This is a genomic window from Lentibacillus salicampi (assembly GCF_004565465.1).
In the GTDB taxonomy this organism is placed as follows: domain Bacteria; phylum Bacillota; class Bacilli; order Bacillales; family Amphibacillaceae; genus Lentibacillus; species Lentibacillus salicampi.
Genome location: NZ_SRHY01000056.1, coordinates 1 through 18,665, shown reverse-complemented (window position 1 = coordinate 18,665; position 18,665 = coordinate 1). Strand labels below are relative to the sequence as shown.

18 protein-coding genes and 3 pseudogenes are annotated in these 18,665 nt (G+C 39.8%); 4 read left to right on the top strand and 17 right to left on the bottom strand.

Going from position 1 to position 18,665, the window contains the following annotated elements; translation table 11 throughout:
- Nucleotides 1–525: 525 nt before the first annotated feature.
- The 6 genes from E4U82_RS18090 to E4U82_RS18065 form a co-directional block, all read right to left on the bottom strand.
- Nucleotides 526–978, bottom strand: a complete 453-nt coding sequence (locus tag E4U82_RS18090) for a GNAT family N-acetyltransferase (protein WP_135111614.1) — start codon at nt 976–978, stop codon at nt 526–528.
- A gap of 299 nt (nt 979–1,277) precedes the next feature.
- Nucleotides 1,278–1,832, bottom strand: a complete 555-nt coding sequence (locus E4U82_RS18085; RefSeq protein WP_135111612.1) for a hypothetical protein — start codon at nt 1,830–1,832, stop codon at nt 1,278–1,280.
- Between the two features lie 258 nt (nt 1,833–2,090).
- A complete protein-coding gene (locus E4U82_RS18080; RefSeq protein WP_010530576.1) occupies nt 2,091–2,603 on the bottom strand; it encodes a type 1 glutamine amidotransferase domain-containing protein in 513 nt (170 codons plus the stop codon).
- A 230-nt stretch (nt 2,604–2,833) separates the two neighbouring features.
- Nucleotides 2,834–3,091, bottom strand: coding sequence for a hypothetical protein (locus E4U82_RS18075; protein WP_010530516.1), 258 nt, complete (start codon nt 3,089–3,091; stop codon nt 2,834–2,836).
- A 140-nt stretch (nt 3,092–3,231) separates the two neighbouring features.
- Nucleotides 3,232–3,411 (bottom strand): hypothetical protein, encoded by a 180-nt coding sequence (locus E4U82_RS18070; protein ID WP_135111610.1) that lies wholly within the window; start codon nt 3,409–3,411, stop codon nt 3,232–3,234.
- A 215-nt stretch (nt 3,412–3,626) separates the two neighbouring features.
- Nucleotides 3,627–5,108, bottom strand: coding sequence for an IS5 family transposase (locus E4U82_RS18065; RefSeq protein WP_135111608.1), 1,482 nt, complete (start codon nt 5,106–5,108; stop codon nt 3,627–3,629).
- A 254-nt stretch (nt 5,109–5,362) separates the two neighbouring features.
- Here E4U82_RS18065 and arr point away from each other — a divergent pair, with 254 nt between their 5' ends.
- On the top strand, nt 5,363–5,719 hold the full coding sequence (arr, locus tag E4U82_RS18060; protein WP_135111607.1) for an NAD(+)--rifampin ADP-ribosyltransferase: 357 nt from the start codon (nt 5,363–5,365) through the stop codon (nt 5,717–5,719).
- 48 nt (nt 5,720–5,767) lie between these two features.
- On the opposite strand, the pseudogene tnpC reads toward arr, so the two are convergent.
- A pseudogene (gene tnpC / locus E4U82_RS18055) lies at nt 5,768–6,625 on the bottom strand (IS66 family transposase); the annotation flags it as partial.
- Between the two features lie 721 nt (nt 6,626–7,346).
- Here tnpC and E4U82_RS18050 point away from each other — a divergent pair.
- The gene (locus E4U82_RS18050; RefSeq protein WP_425339540.1) at nt 7,347–8,090 is read left to right on the top strand and encodes a reverse transcriptase domain-containing protein; all 744 of its coding nucleotides are present in this window, start codon (nt 7,347–7,349) and stop codon (nt 8,088–8,090) included.
- Between the two features lie 37 nt (nt 8,091–8,127).
- Here the strand turns inward: E4U82_RS18050 and E4U82_RS18045 are convergent, their stop codons facing one another.
- Genes E4U82_RS18045 through E4U82_RS18035 form a run of 3 tightly spaced genes read right to left on the bottom strand, consistent with a single transcriptional unit; the run spans nt 8,128 to nt 11,342 of the window.
- Entirely contained in the window at nt 8,128–9,147 is a 1,020-nt protein-coding gene (locus E4U82_RS18045) for a site-specific integrase (RefSeq protein WP_342447745.1), read from the bottom strand.
- Nucleotides 9,128–10,114, bottom strand: a complete 987-nt coding sequence (locus E4U82_RS18040) for a tyrosine-type recombinase/integrase (protein WP_135111603.1) — start codon at nt 10,112–10,114, stop codon at nt 9,128–9,130. Before E4U82_RS18040 ends, E4U82_RS18045 begins: the two co-directional genes overlap by 20 nt.
- The gene (locus tag E4U82_RS18035; protein ID WP_135111602.1) at nt 10,107–11,342 is read right to left on the bottom strand and encodes a site-specific integrase; all 1,236 of its coding nucleotides are present in this window, start codon (nt 11,340–11,342) and stop codon (nt 10,107–10,109) included. The genes E4U82_RS18040 and E4U82_RS18035 overlap by 8 nt, the downstream gene beginning before the upstream one ends.
- Before the next feature lie 151 nt (nt 11,343–11,493).
- Between E4U82_RS18035 and E4U82_RS20550 the strand changes: the two are divergent.
- Both E4U82_RS20550 and E4U82_RS20545 read left to right on the top strand, forming a co-directional pair.
- Nucleotides 11,494–11,802 (top strand): annotated as a pseudogene (locus tag E4U82_RS20550) (reverse transcriptase domain-containing protein); the annotation flags it as partial.
- A 312-nt stretch (nt 11,803–12,114) separates the two neighbouring features.
- Entirely contained in the window at nt 12,115–12,615 is a 501-nt protein-coding gene (locus E4U82_RS20545) for an HNH endonuclease (RefSeq protein WP_342447746.1), read from the top strand.
- A 136-nt stretch (nt 12,616–12,751) separates the two neighbouring features.
- Here the strand turns inward: E4U82_RS20545 and E4U82_RS18020 are convergent.
- From E4U82_RS18020 to E4U82_RS17985, 7 genes and pseudogenes are all read right to left on the bottom strand, one after another.
- Nucleotides 12,752–13,468 (bottom strand): annotated as a pseudogene (locus E4U82_RS18020) (transposase); the annotation flags it as partial.
- 75 nt (nt 13,469–13,543) lie between these two features.
- Nucleotides 13,544–13,900 (bottom strand): IS66 family insertion sequence element accessory protein TnpB, encoded by a 357-nt coding sequence (tnpB, locus tag E4U82_RS18015; protein ID WP_135111601.1) that lies wholly within the window; start codon nt 13,898–13,900, stop codon nt 13,544–13,546.
- Complete coding sequence (gene tnpA, locus E4U82_RS18010; protein WP_135111600.1) at nt 13,894–14,223, bottom strand: IS66 family insertion sequence element accessory protein TnpA; 330 nt, start codon at nt 14,221–14,223, stop codon at nt 13,894–13,896. Before tnpA ends, tnpB begins: the two co-directional genes overlap by 7 nt.
- Nucleotides 14,224–14,524: 301 nt before the next feature.
- Nucleotides 14,525–15,532, bottom strand: coding sequence for a hypothetical protein (locus tag E4U82_RS18000; RefSeq protein ID WP_135111599.1), 1,008 nt, complete (start codon nt 15,530–15,532; stop codon nt 14,525–14,527).
- A 1-nt stretch (nt 15,533) separates the two neighbouring features.
- Complete coding sequence (locus tag E4U82_RS17995) at nt 15,534–15,878, bottom strand: PadR family transcriptional regulator (protein ID WP_135111598.1); 345 nt, start codon at nt 15,876–15,878, stop codon at nt 15,534–15,536.
- Nucleotides 15,879–16,118: 240 nt separating this feature from the next.
- Entirely contained in the window at nt 16,119–17,555 is a 1,437-nt protein-coding gene (gene ltrA, locus E4U82_RS17990) for a group II intron reverse transcriptase/maturase (protein ID WP_135111597.1), read from the bottom strand.
- 859 nt (nt 17,556–18,414) lie between these two features.
- Nucleotides 18,415–18,665 (bottom strand): GyrI-like domain-containing protein (locus E4U82_RS17985; RefSeq protein WP_209300600.1); only part of this gene is annotated, 251 nt, incomplete at its 5' end.

Here is an 18,665-nt window from a genome sequence, read left to right as displayed (position 1 = left end):
GGCTTATTTGGCATGCCTTTTTTTGAAAATGGCATGAAAACAATATCCATTTAAGAAAATCATCACCTATTTCCAGTGAATTTTTAACAATTCCTTAATTTTCACTCCGGAAACTCCGAGAGCCTATACGTATATTGGATGCATTTTACTCTTAGATTTTGGTTTGTCAATATGTACAGTTATTCCGCAAAATGGCCCGTTCGTATTGCTTTAATATTAAACATCAATTACTCCAACCTTAAAAGTTCTGCAATTAAATCGGAACTACCAGGCATCAATAAAACTAACGAAGCAACAATGAATAGGACCCCAATAACAAACAACAAAATGACTGCTTTAACGGCCGCAGACACACCTTTTTTCATAAGACCTACAATAATTAGAATAATACCTGTCAAAAGCAATAGTAAATACCAAAACCCCATAACATTGACCCTTTCTATAAATCATCGTTTTTACGCAGACAGTCCTAACAAATTGGAGGCTGCCCTTTATTCCGGAATGGCGCCCTATTGTGTAAGATGCTCAACCGATAGTAATTTTCATCAAGGGGAGCGAGCGATCTTTAAAAACCGTAGATGGAACCTGACCAATTTGTTTGGCTCCCATTTTTTCATAAAATCCTTTTGCATATGGGTCACTATCAATGGTAAAGCTCTTTATTCCCTGTTCTTGGGCTTTTTGAATCACATTGTTCCACATCACCCTGCCAAAGCCTTTTCCTATGAATTCCGGAAGGATGTAAAAGAAATCTAGACTATCCACCTCGTCTCTTTCAAAGGAAAAGAAGCCGACCAATTCTTCTTGGTCTTCTAAAACATAAACGTGATTCTCTTGAATGTATTGTTTGTTTATCGTTAAAACATCCTTACACGCTTTTATAAACTCCTTGCTGTAATCCCAGTATGCTTTTGATTCAATTGCAATATCACTTAAAATTGCTGCTTCTTTCTCTAATGCCCCTCTGATTTTAGCCAAAATATTCCCCTCCGTTCCAGAACCACCTATTAATAAGCCCAATTATTTTTATTATTCGACCCTATCGCTAAAACCAATTATTCAAAAACAACTAGTCCTGTGCAGTAATTATTACAAAAATTAAGATACCTATTTTATTCCGGAATGGCGCCCGATAATGGAATAGTCTTTTCTGCTATTGGCTGGTATAGTGGAATAAGTTGTCTTCATTTTATCACAGAAAAAATGTGTATTTCCCTTTTATTACACTTTCTATACACCTAGCATCTATTTGTTTTGGTTAATTACTTTTTACTTTTTTAAACATTTATATGATTTTGCTCTTCTATAGTAAAATAAAATACATCTTTAAAATTACTAACTAGTATAATAATTTCTGTCATATATGTCTTATTAGTTTGAATTGAATACTTAATATTTATTTTAAATTTCTTTTCTTTTAATTCTTCTTTAATAAGCTGAACCATTATACCCTTGGTGCCAAAGTTATATGCCCGTATATACTTTGATGTTAATAATGGTTCTGTATCAGTGTTATTATTAAAAACTACTCCATCTGTAAGTCTTATATTTGCAATCGGACTAGAATTTATGTTTACAAAACTTACCGTGGCAATCTCATCGGGATTTGGGTTTTCAATAAATGTCCCTGTTTCATCTAATCGTTTATAATTTCGATCGATATCAAAAAGTGGTAATAATCTTTGTTCCTCTGCTTTTTTATTTTGATCAAAAAGTTCTCTATTAACTTTTATTGCCTTATAAGAGAAATAAACTGTTAACACGGCTGCTATTGATGAAATTGAGGTTAATATTACTGAAACAAACGATAAATTTGTGAGTATTTCTTTCATAATAATTATTTCCTCTTATTTTATTTACATTAATCTTATATAAGGTACTGTACTTTCTTGTTAAATTACCATTAATACCTTAGATGATTTATTTGAAACAATCTGACCCTTATATGCGATTGTAACACGATTTCCTTATTAGGGAATCGCGCCCGTTTGACGAAGATCATGGCAGATGGGCATGAGCGCTTTGTCTATTATCAAATAAAAAATAAAGAGAGGCTGCATGATTAACAGCCCCCCTATACGATTGACAAATTATTTTTCTAAAAGCTTTAGAGATTCGCGATTGAATGCAGGAAGATCATCAGGTGTTCTGCTTGTTACAAGGTTTCCATCTACGATTACTTCTTCATCTTTTACAGTTGCTCCTGCATTTTCCAAGTCTTTTCTTACGGAAACAAAACTTGTTAGCTCTCTACCTTTTAGTTGGTCTGTATTAACGAGAAACTGTGGACCATGGCAAATTGAAAATATGGGTTTATTGTCTTGGAAAAATGTTTTCGCAAACTCACTATTCTTCGGATTAATACGTAGTAAGTCAGGAGAAAACCCGCCAGGTACGAGTAATGCATCATAATCGTTTGCATTTACTTCATCTATGCCTCTATCCGCTTGTATTTCGTCTCCATTTTTGCCATTGATGGTTTTTTTTGCTTCATTACTGATAATATCTACCGTATGCCCAGCCTCTTTGTAAGCTTTCACAGGATCAGTTAATTCAATTTCTTCTACCATGTCTGTTACAAGGACTGCAATGTGTCGACTCATATAGCACTTCCTCCCTTTATCATTCTCGAATATATTCTAGCAGACTGCACATAACTTTATTAAGCAGTATGCTCATGAACCGTATTATGCACGAACCAAATAACGATGCTCTAACTGACAGGTACTTGTTCCCTTCTACCTTACCGTGTTACATAAACGTGCCCTGCAATGGCATTTGGGCGCTGGTCTTTATTCCCCAACTGCGCCCGATTGTTTAAATGCCAGCAACTCTATTTTACTGAATCCACAACTTTTTTTGCATCTACCAAAGACAAACCATATTTCTCTCTTAATGATTTAACGGCCTTTACCTCAGTTGAAGTGCTTAATATTTCCTTTGCTTCACTTTTTATATCTTCATATTCCCCAGTTTTCTTTAACAGTCTGTTGTTTTCTCGTTTTAAAGCGTCGTTTTTACGCATTAAACTAAAGCACCAACACGCAAGTGCAATTATAATTAATAATGAGCTAATATCTGACCACGGCATTTTCAAGATCTCCTTTAACCATTGGTTTTGGTCAATGACCTACTTAAATTTTAACATATTCTACTCCCCAAAATGGTTCACTCTCAGGAGAAAAGAACGCAATTCTTATTCCGGAATGGCGCCCGTTTGCGGTAGATTCCTTACGTTGGTTTTTGCTCTTCCTTTATTGCTTTAAAGTTGAGGTATATACCATATCCTCCAGCTAAAATTAAAGACATTTGACCATATCCAAAGCTTATATCAAACCAGTAAGCAAATAAAAACAAGGAGATAATCACAATGAAAAATATTGCAATGATATTTTGGTGATGCTTATTCATTTCTTTAACCCCCCTTAAAGTTAACTGGCCCTTTTCCACAGGATTAGGTGCCAGGGTTTATTCCAGAATGGCGCCCGTTTGCTTAATATCACTTTTTAAATACAAAACCATATGTCAGTCCATAAAAACTTCAGCAACGAAAAATGTTGACTGCCAATTAAAAACTAATAATTGGTAATTAGGGGTTACTGAATAACCCGATACTTTATCTGAAATTAAAAGGTCATTTTTTCGATTCTGGAATGGATTGGCCAACGAAAAGAAAAAAATAAAAAGGAAAGCTCTCGAAGTGCCCTTGAGAGGTTCAGATTAAGGACCTGGAGAGCGATAACCGATTCACTTGTCTGCTGAAGACGCGCTTGAATAAGACCGAGCCCATAGATGCGTTTTGCTTCACCGAACTTACCTTCCATGGCATTCCGTTCCGATGCATCCTGGTACGCGATCCGTTTCTGTTCTTTGTCTTCATTTTTAGGCGGACGACCGAGCTTTGGGCCACTTAACCGAATACCCCGTTCTTTACAGTATCGCCGGTTATCACGGGTTAGATAAATCTGATCAGCCAGTACAGCTTCAGGGTAGCACCCGTTTCGACTCAAGTATCTCTCGACCGATGCGGGTAAGTCGCCGCCCTCATGATAAGCATCCCAACTGAGGTTATCTAGAAAAGCCCAGCCGTCGACAAGGCTCAGGGAAAGCTTCGCACCAAACTCCACGTTCGTATGCGTTTTGCCACGAACAATCGGACGAACATGTGGCTGGGAAATGCTTACGATACGATCATCGATACGGTGGATCTTGGTCATAAACATCTGCTTCTGCTGGCGATAGAGTTCCTGTATCACGAAAAGATCCCGATATTGCTTAGAATTGAGACGTTCCAATCCACCTTGCTTAACAAGAGTTTGAAGATAGTTTAGGTCTCTTTTCACGTAGTTCAACTGCTTCTTAATCCCTTTCCGCAGCTTGCGTCTAGACGGCTTCTTCTGTTTGGCGAGGGCCAGATAGTCTTTACGGGCTTTTTTTCGGTATGTTCTTGGCTTCTCTTGTAGGCCGCAAAAGGGGGCGTGGAGTACATCAATCATCGATTCCAGCTTTTCACGACCTTCATTTAAAAGCTTCAAATCAGTTGGATAGGTGATATCAGCCGGTGCACAAGTGGCGTCCATTAGAAGCTTGCCTTGATGGTGACGGGGCGCATCCCGGTCTTTTTTCTGATTGTTGGTTGTCTCATCAAGAGAATCATCGCTTCCCCCGCCTGAAGAATCTTCATCATCTTGGTCGTTGTTTACTTGTTGTTCTTCCACAATCCACTCGTTCACCTGATTGACCATCTCTTGAGGGATTCGCTTGCGGAAATGGGTCATACTCGACGCATGAAAAGGTGCCTCATATTGAAATTCCGGCAACCCGATGAAGTATTGCAGGTATGGGTTTTCCATAATCTGTTCGACCGTTTCCGCGTCACTCGTACCCAGACGTTCTTTTACGATGATGGAACCCAAAGCAAGACGAATCGAGTTAGCTTGGGCTCCTTGGTTCAGATCCTTCAGTTGTTTTTTGTAGCGTTCTTCCGCTTTCCACCATGGAATGAGATTGGCCAGAACCACCCAGCGATTTTTGGGGTTTAACTCCCCACCAAACGGGAGAAAGAAATCTCCCGGCAACATAATTTGGCGTTCAGAATGATTATACATGGTTTTCGTCCTCCAACTGCAAGGTTTTTTGGTCTCCACACGTTACTTCCCTTGCATATTACTTCGACAAAAAAGGACGAAATCCTTGTGGAAACTGCTTTTTTTAGTTATTCAGTAGCACCTAATTATCGTTCGGTATTATGCCCTCTACTTTCATTGTACTATTATTCATAAATTATATATAGACTACACTTTCTAAAATTCGCATACTATACTGTTATATACAAATCTAAAAATATGAGAGGTTTATAAGTATGATTGACAAAAAAGATGTCTTAGATAATGGTCCTTTTTTTCATGGTACTAAAGCAGAACTAAAAATTGGAGATTTATTAGAACCACAACGCTTATCAAATTACCAAGACAAAAAATCCAACTATATATATTTTACTGCAACATTAGATGCTGCTAAATGGGGGGCTGAACTAGCAACATCTAAATCAAAAGAAAGAATTTATATTATAGAACCATTAGGTGATTTTGAAAATGATCCAAACGTAACTGACAAAAGATTTCCCGGAAATCCAACACGTTCTTATAGGTCTAAATCTCCTTTGAAAATAATAGCTGAATTAGGTTCATGGGAAAGACATTCCGACGAAGAAATGTAAGCGTAAAATAATCCCCACCTATATATAGATGGGGATTTCATGTATGCTTTATTTAGATTTATTTGGAACGTGGCATTTCCGTGGAAGCGTTGATGACCATGGCAGGAATTGTGCCAACTGCTCCTTATCTGTCGTATCTACATTGGGAAGTTCTTCAAACAGATAACTGAGATAGTGGAATGGATTCAATCCATTTTCCTTAGCTGTTTCCACGATACTATAGATAATCGCACTGGATCTTGCTCCCTTTGCGGTATTGCTGAAAAGCCAATTTTTTCTACCGACCACAAAAGGCTTGATGGATCGTTCAGCACGGTTATTATCAATTTCCAGACGGCCATCCCCTAAAAATGCCTCTAAATGTTCCCATTGTTTACGACAGTATTTGATTGCTTTGCCAAGGCCACTTTTTGGTAGCACACGTGGCGTTTGTTCTTGAAGCCATGCCAAAAAAGCCTCCAGCACGGGCTGGCTGCGTTCTAAACGCTTTTCATAGCGTTCTTGAGGATTTTCGTCCTTTAATTCACGTTCAATATCAAAAAGCTTATTACAGAAGGCCAAACCTTCTTTCGCTTTTACAGCCGTAGTGGCTGCGGATTCAGGCAATGCCTGTAGCGCTTCTGTAAATTTACGGCGCGCATGCGCCCAGCACCCGACTAGGACAACATCAGGCAGGCCGTTGTAGCCGGGGTAGCCGTCTACATGCAGATATCCCTGAAAACCTTCCAGAAATCGGCGGGGATGTTTGCCAGCCCGAGTTTGCTGATAATCATACAGGACGATTGGCACATCAGCCTGTCCGGAACGATACAACCACATGTAGGAAGTCGATGTTGCGGGCCGTTCCGGCTCGGATAAAACTTGTAATGTTGTCTCATCTGCGTGTGCAATGTCCAGCTCCAATAATCGGGCGTCGATCGACAAGTTCTGTTATAAGCGTGCTTAAACGTGAAAAACAGTAGGTTATAAAAAAATCATAATCTTAACGTTACAACTGAGGATGGGAATGACGGAACCAAGTTTCCCGAAACCATCCCGCCAATACTCCTGCTTGCGTCATGAATGACAGATTATGGGGTTTGAAGTACAGGTAGATTCGGCAGAACGAAGGCTGAAGCCACTCTTTAAGAGAAGGTATGCTGAGGGATATGCCGCGCGGCTGAAAAACTGGATATGGTGAGAATGGTTCCAACAGAAATGGAACTGACGAATAACCGAATGTACGGGTCTAAAGATTGACTATTGGGAAACCTATAGGCCATTTTACGATGGCGTGAGTGGTGTGAAGTAAAAATGCGCCCTCTGAAACACGCTATACCGAACAATGGCGGTATTCAGCTCACAGGCTTACAGGGGAACACCTAAGTTCAGTACGGATAGCTAGGTTGTAAGGGACTTGGAAAACTAGGAACGTTGAAACAAGGGCTGTCACCCTAAACGGTTACCATAAGGCTTATGCTGAAAGGTATTTATCCTTTTGAGGGTAGGGGCATGACTGATGAACCTCCTGTAACGGGAGTGGAGGAATAGCCCCAAGTCTAGCGGAATGAAAGATTATTTTCCATACGTGCGTTGCACCGGTCTGGTAAGAACGTGGGAACATCACTCCGAAAGGAGCGATGCCACAGTGCAAGCTTTACGATATTGGGATTACTACGGAATGACGGAGACATTTACGGATTTGTACGATAAAAGCTTGAAACAACAATCTTTTTCTCATCTTTACGATGTCATTACATCCAGAGAAAATATTTTACTCGCTTATCGTACCATTAAAACAAACAAGGGTTCTAAAACACCTGGAACCGATGGAAATACTATTTATGACATGAAAAAGTGGCCCGAAGAAAAATTGGTGATGGAAGTGCAAAGGCAATTAGGAAATTATCGCCCAAAGAAAGTCAGACGGAAATGGGTTGATAAAGGCAACGGAAAGTGGAGGCCACTCGGTATTCCTTGTATGTTGGACCGAATCATCCAACAAAGTTTTAAACAAGTGCTTGAACCAATTGCGGAAGCTAAATTCTATAACCATAGTTATGGATTCAGACCACTCCGTTCAACTCACCATGCCATGGCAAGAATCCAACAACTTATCAATCTATCCCACTTTCATTTTGTGGTTGATGTTGATATTAAAAGTTTCTTTGACCATATTAACCACACATTGCTTATAAAGCAACTGTGGAACATGGGTATTCAAGACAGAAAAGTATTAGCCTGCATTGGCAAAATGCTGAAAGCCGAAATTGATGGGGAAGGCACACCTTCAGGGGGCGTACCCCAGGGCGGCTTATGCGAAGCTTTGCATAAGCCACCTTATGCAAAGTATTCCGTTATGCAAAGTAAACTTCAAAATGCCTATGGATAAAGGACTCTTCTTCCATTTACTTTGCATAATATCTGTTTTACTTTAATTCAGAAAGCCAAGAAAGAAGCGCTTGATCCCTATTCCAATCTGGAAGATCGCTATTAATCAAATCTGGGTAAGCATTTTCAATAGCCTTTCTTTTCGTCTCCGTATCCGTTCTAGCATAGATTTCAGTTGTTTTTAAATCCACATGGCCAAGGAAATCACGAATGTATATTAAGTTGACGCCAGCTTGCAGTAAATGCATAGCTTTCGAGTGGCGAAACATATGTGGTTTTACTTTTGTAGATATAATAGTAGAAGTCTTTTGTGCTTCTGCCACATATTTTGAAATAATATAAGCTATTCCTTCCTTGGTAAGCTTGTTATGTTGGTTGTTAGAGAATAAAGGATACTTATTTTTCCATGGTTTATCGAGCTGATGTTCAACAATATAGTGCTCCAATAACGATACCGTATTTTTCATGAGAGGTACACGTCTTATCTTATTTCCTTTTCCGTTTAATACAATGACGGCTGGTGCCTCCAGAATGACATCTCCGACAGTAATATCAATAAGTTCCTGTACCCTTGCTCCTGTATCATACAACACACTCATGAGTGTTAGGTTACGCCGGCCTTTTAGGCAGTTTTTATTTGGTTGCTCCAAAAGAAATTTCATTGCCTCAGGCGTCAGGTGCTCCACCATTGTTTTCTTTACCTTTTTAGTGGGAATGGCGATGACTTTTTGGAAGTGAAATAGCCCAGCGGGCTCTTCAGCCTGAACGTACCGGAAAAAGGAGTGAATTGCGGAAAGTCTTTGGTTTCGAGTCGAAATGCCGCATTTTCGGTCCTCCTCCAACCATTCCAGGAATTCTACTAGTAAGTCACTCGAAACAACACTCATCGTTATTCGTTCTGCTGGTATACTTTTCGTTTCTTGGCAATACTTAATTAAGAGTTTAAATGTGTCCCGATAGGAATGAATGGTGTTTTTACTCACATTTTTCTGGGACGGCAAGTAACTCGAAAGAAAGTCAGTAAGGTGTTTGGCAAAATCAGTTGGTTTCAACCGCATCGCCTCCCAGTTCCGGAATCACCTTCGGAAATTGTGCTTCCAATCTTAAGGTAATATTCGGAAACACATCGGCAGTCATGCGCAAGTAATAGGCGGTTTCTTCGAACGTATCGTGTCCCATATATGTTTTCAATAACGGAAAATAAGCTGTTAAATCTTTTTCCTGTTCTGTCCATTTTTTCAAGCAGTGAACGGCATAAGTGTGGCGAAAATCATAAATACGAGGACCTTTCCCTCTACCACCATGTGAGATATCGGCGCCCCACAGAAATTTGCGGAAGTTCTTATATACATTCCCTATGGTCATCGGTTTTCCACCAAAAGCTGGGAAGTAATAGTTTTCGACTTCTGAAAAATAGTGTACCTTATCCGAATAATGCCGACAGCGTTCAGTTAGAGATCTTGACATAGGTATCATTCTACTGTTATCTTTCTTCGATTGATGGACGATGAGAATACCGTTTTTAAGATCAACGTCAGCCACTTTTAAAAGTCGTGCTTCTGATAATCGCAGTCCACACATGTAAATCATTCGGAAAAATACAGGCATAATAAGATGTCGATATGGACATTCGTAACAGTACTTGCATTTCTCAGTTTCAGTAAAGAACTTAGTTAGTTCATCTGTTGTATAAATATACGGAGTATATTGTTGCCCCTTTGGAAAATATCCTTTAGGCAGGATGTAAGCATTCGCTCCAACAGAATCCATATACTTTGCAAACTGGCGCATGAATGATGCACGTGAGGATCGATTAGCCTGAGTCTCATACGTTTTTTTACCGCACCAATCCAATACAATTTCCTTTGTTAAATCGATTGCATCAGGGTACTTTTCAAATGTGAATCGGTCGAAACGTTTAAGATGGCGAGTATCTGTGTCATATTTATATCCAACTGCTTGTTTCAATTCTATATGATTTTGAATATGTTCTTTAAAAGGACCTTTGTATTGGATATTACTCATAGCTGGATACCTCATCAAAATCAAGCGCACATTCTTTCAGCTTTTCGATGTCCGTCTTCAGATAGACAGCCGTTGAGTTCGTATCAACATGTCCAAGAATATCTGAAATAGTGGAAAGTGGCGTTTCTTTTTCCAGAAGCATACTGGCCATGGTATGTCGTAGAGAATGCATACCTCTTCGCTTTTTCAACTTTGGGATACGAGCTTGTTCCATGTATCTACTAATCAGCTGATGTAAATGATCGGCTTCCGAAAATGGACCAAATGGCGCCATATGTTTGACGAATAGGTAAGGACTTTCTATGTTTGGTCGTCCGTATTTGAGATAATCTATCACGGCCCAGCCCACCTCCGGTGTCAGGGGAAGAGATATGGGTTCTCTTGTCTTGGATTGTGTAAAGACTAACTGCTTTTCTTCCCATCGGAAGTGATCCATTTTCAAATTTTTAATATCTGTACAACGCAAGCCTAGAACACTTGCCATCAAAATAATGGCATAATCACGTTTGCCTTTCCGGCTTCCTTTATCAATGGCAGCGATCAATTTCTTTAATTCATCCTTTGTCCAAACAGATGGGATACGTGTTTGTTTTCTCGCTTGAATCATTGGTGTTTTTGAAGCAAAATCTTTATCTGTTTCACCGACATCCAAAAGAAAACGAAAAAAAGCACGTATCGAACAAATAACTTGTTCCACTGTTTTGTAGGTGTAACCAGCCAATGTTTTGATATAGTTGTTAATTAGAGTGAGGTCGATATCTTTACACTCTCTTACAGATTGGGAGACAAGGTAATCCATAAACCGTTCTGACTGTTTGACATAATGGTTGACAGTCACCTTAGAGTAATTTTGATTCTCGCAATATTGCTTAAACCGATGGCTTAACTCAACATAATAGGGATTTGTCAAAATTTCCTTGTGCTTATAATATCGTCGTAAAATAGTACGGTGTAACTGAAAGTTACCAATCATCCGGATAACACGCAGTTCTTGTGTTTCTGGCTGCGATAACTTGCGTTCGAAATCATTTTCAAGAATTTGAAAATGCTTTTCAATAAAATCAATGCCCAATCGTTCCGTATAATAGGTTTCATCTCGTTCCTGAGCAAATTGAAGTAGCATTTGCCATCTTCTGCGATAGAACTGCATGGTCCCCTGAGTATAACCAAGCCGTAACATTTCCTGCTCCAGTTCATGAATCAATTTAGTCAATGGTTTCTTTTGCATGAGGCATTCCTCCAAAAATGATATTTGAGCATAAAGCTCTTATGATCATTTTCGGATATTATGCAAAGAAAATTACGTATAATACCTGAATAATAGGCGTTTTTATCGATTACTTTGCATAATTACTTTCTTTGCATAAGGTGGATTATTATCAACACTATTGGCAAACATAGTGCTCAATGACCTTGACCAATGGGTTGCCGGACAATGGGAATTTTTCCCGTTATCCAAATCCTATCAATCTAAGGGTGGCGAAAGACAGGCTAAAAAGCGTACAAACCTTAAGGAAGGTTATCTCATCCGCTATGCGGATGATTTCAAAATTCTTTGTAAGAATGCCAAAACAGCACAGAAATGGTATCACGCTGTTAGGCTTTATCTTAAAGACCGTTTAAAACTGGATGTTTCACCGGAAAAATCACAAATTGTGAACTTACGGAAACGGGAATCCGAATTCTTGGGCTTCACTATCCGTGCCGACAGAACGCGTAATAAAAGAGTGGCGCGTACCGGTATTAAACCGGATAAAAGACGTAAAATCAAGGAAGAAGCAAAGAGACTGATTCGTAGAATCAAGTCTTCGCCTTCGGCTCTTAATGCGTTGCTCTTTAACAGCTTTGTCTTGGGAATACATCATTATTTTAAAAGGGCCACTAAAGTCAATCTGGTGTTCTCACGTCTTGCCTATGACTTAAGAGCGTTCATTTACAATCATCTCGGACCAGTAGGTAGATATGGTCGCCCAGCTAATCCACCGCCGACTTATAAAAGGATGTATAGTTGTAACTTTAAAACGTTCCAAATAGCTGGTGTATACCTATTCCCTCTTGCTGATGTTAAGACAGCGAATGCGATGGGATTTAGCCCAAATATGACTCTTTTCACCAAAGAAGGCAGGGAAATGATACACAAAAAGTTACTCCCCGATATTCAAAGAGAAGTCGGTATACTAATGAAATCAACACTCCCAAACCGAAGTGTTGAATACATGGATAACCGAATCAGTCGGTACAGTATGAAAATGGGTAAATGCGAAGTTACAGGCATGGAATTATCAGCATCAAACGTCCATTGCCATCACTATGTGCCGCTAAGCCAAGGTGGAAGCGACCAATTTAATAACCTTCGCATTATCCACAAAGATGTACATCAATTAATTCATACGAAGGCTAAAAAGATGATTGATGAACTTATGAGAAGGCTTCAACTTACGGGAAAAATGATTGAAAAGGTTAATCGTTTTCGAGAAAAGTGTAAGCTCGAAGCTATTTAAAAATCTCAAACACTGAAGTAACGAGGAACTTATAATTTAGTAATTTTGTTAGATGGAACGCGGAGTGCGGGGAAACCTGCATGCTCTGTGTGGAGCAGGGGAAAAGCTGGAGATAACTTCAAATGCTTACCTATTGCTGACGCATTTCGTTGTAAATCAGCTCAAGCCAGGTATTGGCGCCATATACCATCCAATTAGCCAGTGTCTGGCGTGGAATGGATACACCGAAACGCTCTAAGTGCTTCTCTTGTCGATATAGAGGCATGCCTTCCACATATTTTTGCGTCATGGTGTAGGCCATAGCGGATGGCGAAGCCAGGCTGCCTGGAAATACAGGTTCTGGCATCTCCGCTGTCACGATAGGTGTTTCGATTTCATGGTGTTCGCAGTAGCGACAACTATACACGTGGCGTACGTGCTCCACGACTTTTACTTGTGCAGGAATAACATTTAATTCTTTACGTACTTCCGTGCTCATATCGTGTAGCTCCCCACCGCAACACGAACAGACCTGTTCCTCATCAGACAGACGATATTCAATCGTTTCTGTAGGCAGGTTTTCAAGGTTTTGTTTGCGCTGGCCACGTGGTTTCTTGCGTTGATATGTAATCGACTCGACAGTTGGTTCTTCAACAGTCGAATCAGTTGTATCTTCGGCCTCATTGAAAAGAGAGAGCTGGTCTGAATCGGTCTTCTCGCTGGAAGAACCAAATCTGCGTTGTTGGCTTAGACGAAATTGTTCTTCGTACCATTTTAGTTTGGCCTCCAACTCTTCTTTTTCCATCTCAAGCTTTTCATTTTGCGCTTTATAATATTCAATTGTTTCAATTGATGTATGCGCTGTTTTTTCCATAAGATAAGTATACGAAAAAGAATCCGACTTGCCTAGTCGAATCCCCGTATTTCCATATTTCAGTTTCTTACAGTCTTATAGAATGGTGCGTGCTGTTACTTCCTGGTGTGCTTGTTTCTGTTCGAGTGGCAAACCATCCAGCAGCCAACGAAGTTGGCGTGGGCTGATATTCATGGGTGCTGTTTCCTTTTCCGATGGCCAATGGAAAGTTCCTTTTTCCAGTCTGCGGTAATGCAGCCAAAACCCATTGTGCTCCCATTGCAGAATCTTCAGCTTGTCTCGTTTTCGGTTGCAGAACACGAACAGGCAGGGAGAAAAAGGATCTAATTCAAAACACTCTTGAACGATAACGGCCAGACCATCAATAGATTTACGCAAATCAGTACTCCCACGAGCCAGGTAGACTCGATCAAATGAATGGTTCCTTAGCATCGGCTTTGCAGCACATGAACAACATCAGATAGTAGGCTCATGTTGGCCCCTGGTCGTACTTCTACGGAGATGGCACCAAAGTGTAATAAGATAGGACCTCGCCCCGATGAAGGTAATGGTTCATCATCAACTTGTACAGCCAACCATTGTGTTTCGACAGGTGTTTCCTGCGTGTGGTTACCATGCTCAAACTGCTGAACCCAATAGTACATTTGGTGATCTTTGATTTCCTGACTCCGGCACCATTCGGCTATACTTTGCCCGCTTGCTTTCCAGGCTTCGTAGCGTGCTTTCCATTCTATTCTTTTGTCTTTTTGGGTCATCGCATAACCTCCCGGGTTGATTTCTAAGTAGATTATCGCATGGATGACCGTTGTTTCCTACGTGTATTTTATTTGACGCTTACGAAGAAATAAATCATATGCTTACATCTTTAAAAAAGTTACGTGAACAAGGTAAAGCTGTAATATACGATTAATCCTTAAAATCATGACTTAAAAACCCAAAAATCAAGCCCCTCAATCCTTGAGGGGCAACTTTCAACAAACTGGTCCTAATGCAATATTGACACTATTTCTTATTAAATACAGTTAAGAAGTTATACTACCGTAGTTGAAGGTGTTTTTATTTTGCTTTACGGACCTTCATAAATCCGGCAACAATATCCCAAACTAAGCCAAACATAAGGAAGATTAGTATCCAAAATGTACTCTGTTCCCAAATGATCCGAACAGTCTCAAAATCATCGCTTCCTCCATTTACAAAACCATGTTGTACGAGCTCATTCATGAAATATGGATTCCAAAACTGAACACTTGTAATCATGAACAAAATCAATGCAATCGATATCAGATTAACAATTGCCGTGAAACCGACTAACGAAAAAGTCCACTTTTCATACATGAATTTCAAACATTCCTTCACAATACCAAACCCAAAAACAATCAGAATCAACAGTAGAAACAATCCGTATGATTCTTCATTTAAAAATGGCACAATACCGGAAAACTCTCCATCTTGAAAGATCCAAATGCCAAAATAATCATTTGAAAATGCCAGAATTACCATAATCAGCACATAAAACATAATCCCTGCAATGGGTTCACTTCGTTTAATTTGCCGCTTCGGGTCAGGAACCGCTGCCAGGCTTGATGGCTTCCACCCTTTATCTAAGTGGATATGTTCCAATTTTCCTGCACCGAAATATTCCACTAGGGCAAAACCCAATGTCGTCCAGCCAATAACCGTTGGAATAATTGTGACGAAAGAAACAATGAAGTTGACAAAGTAATCCAGAATATTCATTGGATTTAAAATGACTTGAATCATGAAAATTATCGTAAATACTGAAACAGCCGAGATCAAACCTATCTTTAAAACCAACATATACAAATCATACAGCTCTGGACCAATAACATATTTTTTACTGCCTCTATATTTCCGTGCCAGAGTCCTTGGATGTCCAAGTTCCAGTAATACTCCCTCTACATCTTCCTCAGTAATTTCCCTGCCCTGAACTCGCTCTTCCAGCATATCTTCTATCAAACCGCTAAGTTCATCCGCTACATCTTTTCTTTGTGCTTCCGGAAGCCTCTTAGTAACCGCATATACATACCGGCCAATCATTTCCATCTTATTCCCCTCTTTCCCTCATTAAATTATTCATACTTTCGACAATGCTTTGCCACTCCTTCCGTAATAAATCGAATACTTCTTTTCCAGTTTGACTCAACACATAATATTTCCTTGGCCGTGTCTCATTCGTATCCCATTTGCTCTCCAACACCCCTTGCTTTTCCAGCCTTCTCAAGAGAGGATACAATGTTCCAGGCTCTACCTGAACGCCCTTCTCTTTTAATGTTGTTACCAGAGAGTATCCATACTGAGGTTCGTAAAGCTGGCTTAACGCGCCAATTGTAATGGTTCCTCGTCTTAGTTCCTGCATTAATTTGTCTATGTGTTCATGTGCATCGCTCATATAACCATCTCCTGAAGTCATTATAGTGTATGACATACACTATTGTAAAGCACAAATTATTTTATTAAATAACCAACCTAAAAATTACCTCAACACTTATTTCGTTAATCCATTCATAACCGGCGTTTAGTGGCTGGACACATTTATAGAGTAGGGTAACCTTTCTCAAGGCTACCCCCTCATCAAACCGCACGTGCCCTATTAAGGCATACGGCTTACCAGCGTGTTACATTGTTTAAATCAATCTGTGGCCATTCGATTTACAGCATCTATCTTGCGCATTCGGTCAGGAGTAAAGTATTTCCGACCTTTTTCTTTTGCTCTTGTTTTCGCTCGTTTCTGTTTGGCTTGTTGGGATTGGTTCATTCGCTGTATATAACTTTCAAGCGTAAAACCATAGATTTTGTGGTAAAAGTACCAGTAGGCAGGCACGAGTCCAATTCTTGCGAAAAACTCATTGTTCCATTTCTTTGTCATTTTCCACCCTTTTCTTTGATTTGGATGGTCATGAATCATTGCTACACGAAGCCTTTTTCTTATATACCCGTCAATGGCTTGCAATTCTTTGCCAAAGGTTTTATCAAAACAGTGGCTTCCAATGCCATATTGGGCATTTAATTGTATAGCTTTGTGTATTGTATGGTAGAAGTTTACTTTTCCGCGTATAATTGGATTTAGTTGCTCTACCCATTTTTCTTTGCTTAGCGTTAGCGTCTTTCTCGTTTGTGATTTGATTTTCTGTCGAAAATCTTTCCATGTGCTTTGTTCGGGTTGAGCTGTATAGTAAGGCTTTCCATCTTTCTTTCGTTTTCTCCAATGTCCAAAGGTGAATCCTATAAAGTCGAAGTCATCATCATGAAAATCCACTATCCTTGTTTTCTCAGCAGAGATTTGCAGGCCCAATTCTTTCAGCTTTGTTTTTGTTATTTCAGCAGCTTTTTCAATGTCCTCTCTTGTCTTGGCGAAAAGAAGGAAATCATCTGCAAATCGGACAAAGCGTATGTTGTGTTCTGCTAATGTCCAGTCCAATTCATTCAAAAACAGATTTGCTAAAAGCGGCGATATGACCCCACCTTGTACTGTTCCAGAATTTGTTTTGTGGTGTTTCCCCTCTTCCATGTATCCAGCTTTCAGCCAGTCCCAAATCATATTTAATACCGTACCATCCGCGATATACTTATTTAGTATCCTCATCAGTTTCTTATGTGGAATATTATCGAAGAACCCTTTAATGTCTGCATCATAAATGTAATTATACCCTTGTTCTATGCTAGCCAGGATAATTTGCATGACACGTTCAGGACCCCTATTTGGTCGATAGCCACAGGACCATTTGTGAAAAACTTCATTTTCACATTTTGGACTAATGACATCCACTATTGCTTGTTGGACGATTCGGTCTTCAATAGTCGGTATACCTAATGGACGTTTATCTTTTCCGTTCTTCTTGATGTACTGGCGTTTAACTGGTGATGGCTTATATTCTTTATTTCGTAACCTTTGTAATAGAGAATCAAGATTTTCGTCCAGCCTATAACGATAGCTATCAATTGTTTCCTTATCTATACCGCCTGCACCTTCATTTGACTCCACTTTTTCCCAAGCTGCCTTTAACTTGCGGTCAAATAGAATTTGGCCATAAATACTATGCCATTTATACTCTAGTGACTGATTCAATGCTTATTCCACACCTTTCAACGTGTTCTTTCAGATTGTTTTTACCGAAGTAACAGTATCTGTTAACATTCCACATATTTAGTTGTGTTGATCCACGAGGTCGCCTCCCCTTCCATTCACATATCGTTTCGTCAATACATTACTTCTGTACTATGGGGGCGTCTGAATTCTCCACCCACAGCCAACACTTCGGATTTCCCTTATAGTTAACTGCCCACATTGGTAAGATGGAGACCTCACGGGGTTGTTGCACTTTCCTTCCATACATACCCAGCACCAACACACGGTGAGCTATGGCTAGTCGGCTGATTCTTTGGCTAGCCATCTTTATGGGTTTCCCATTATTTTCGGATGGTCACCAACTCATCGTGCCGCCGCGCTTTACACTTCTGCATTAGGGTCTGCATGTCCGACTACGGGTCTCTCGATTTTCCGCATCTCCTTCAGACACCACCTCACGGCAATGCCCTAGATTAGTCTTTACCAGTTGTATCAGCACTCTGGCAGGGGGACTTTCACCACCGAGATAACTTGCCTTCCAGGATTTATAGAATCGTGTTTACATTATGTAACGTGTTCCAATCCTTTAACAGCTAATTCAGCGTATTTTTTTTTTCACGCTAAGTGCGACTGCCCGTCGCGCAAAAAAACCTAAGCAAATGCTTAGGTTTCAAAGAATAGCTTGTCAGATTCCGTCGTTATTTCTTTCCAAATATGATCAAATTAAAGGTAAGGCTCGACCCCTGTTGTTCCAATAATTGCGCCCTGTGCTTAATACCGATTATTTCAAAAACAGGCTTTTCGAAAAAAAGACGCTTATCTTATTACGGAAAAGCGCCTCGTTTTGAAAATACTATTATTATTTTTCTGTGATCGGTATCCATATTTCACTCTTAAATTCCGGTGAGCTTGTGTCCTTGTTTTCATTCCATAGAATTTCAGGGCCTTCTACTTGCTCGTAATTAGAAGAGGGGAACCATTCGGCATAAATACGCCCCCAGATATCCTGTAATGTTTCAGGAAATGGTCCAACAGATTCAAATACAGCCCATGTTAGAGCAGGAACATCAAGTTGGGTAAAGTTATTAGGACATTCATTTGTTGTTGCAA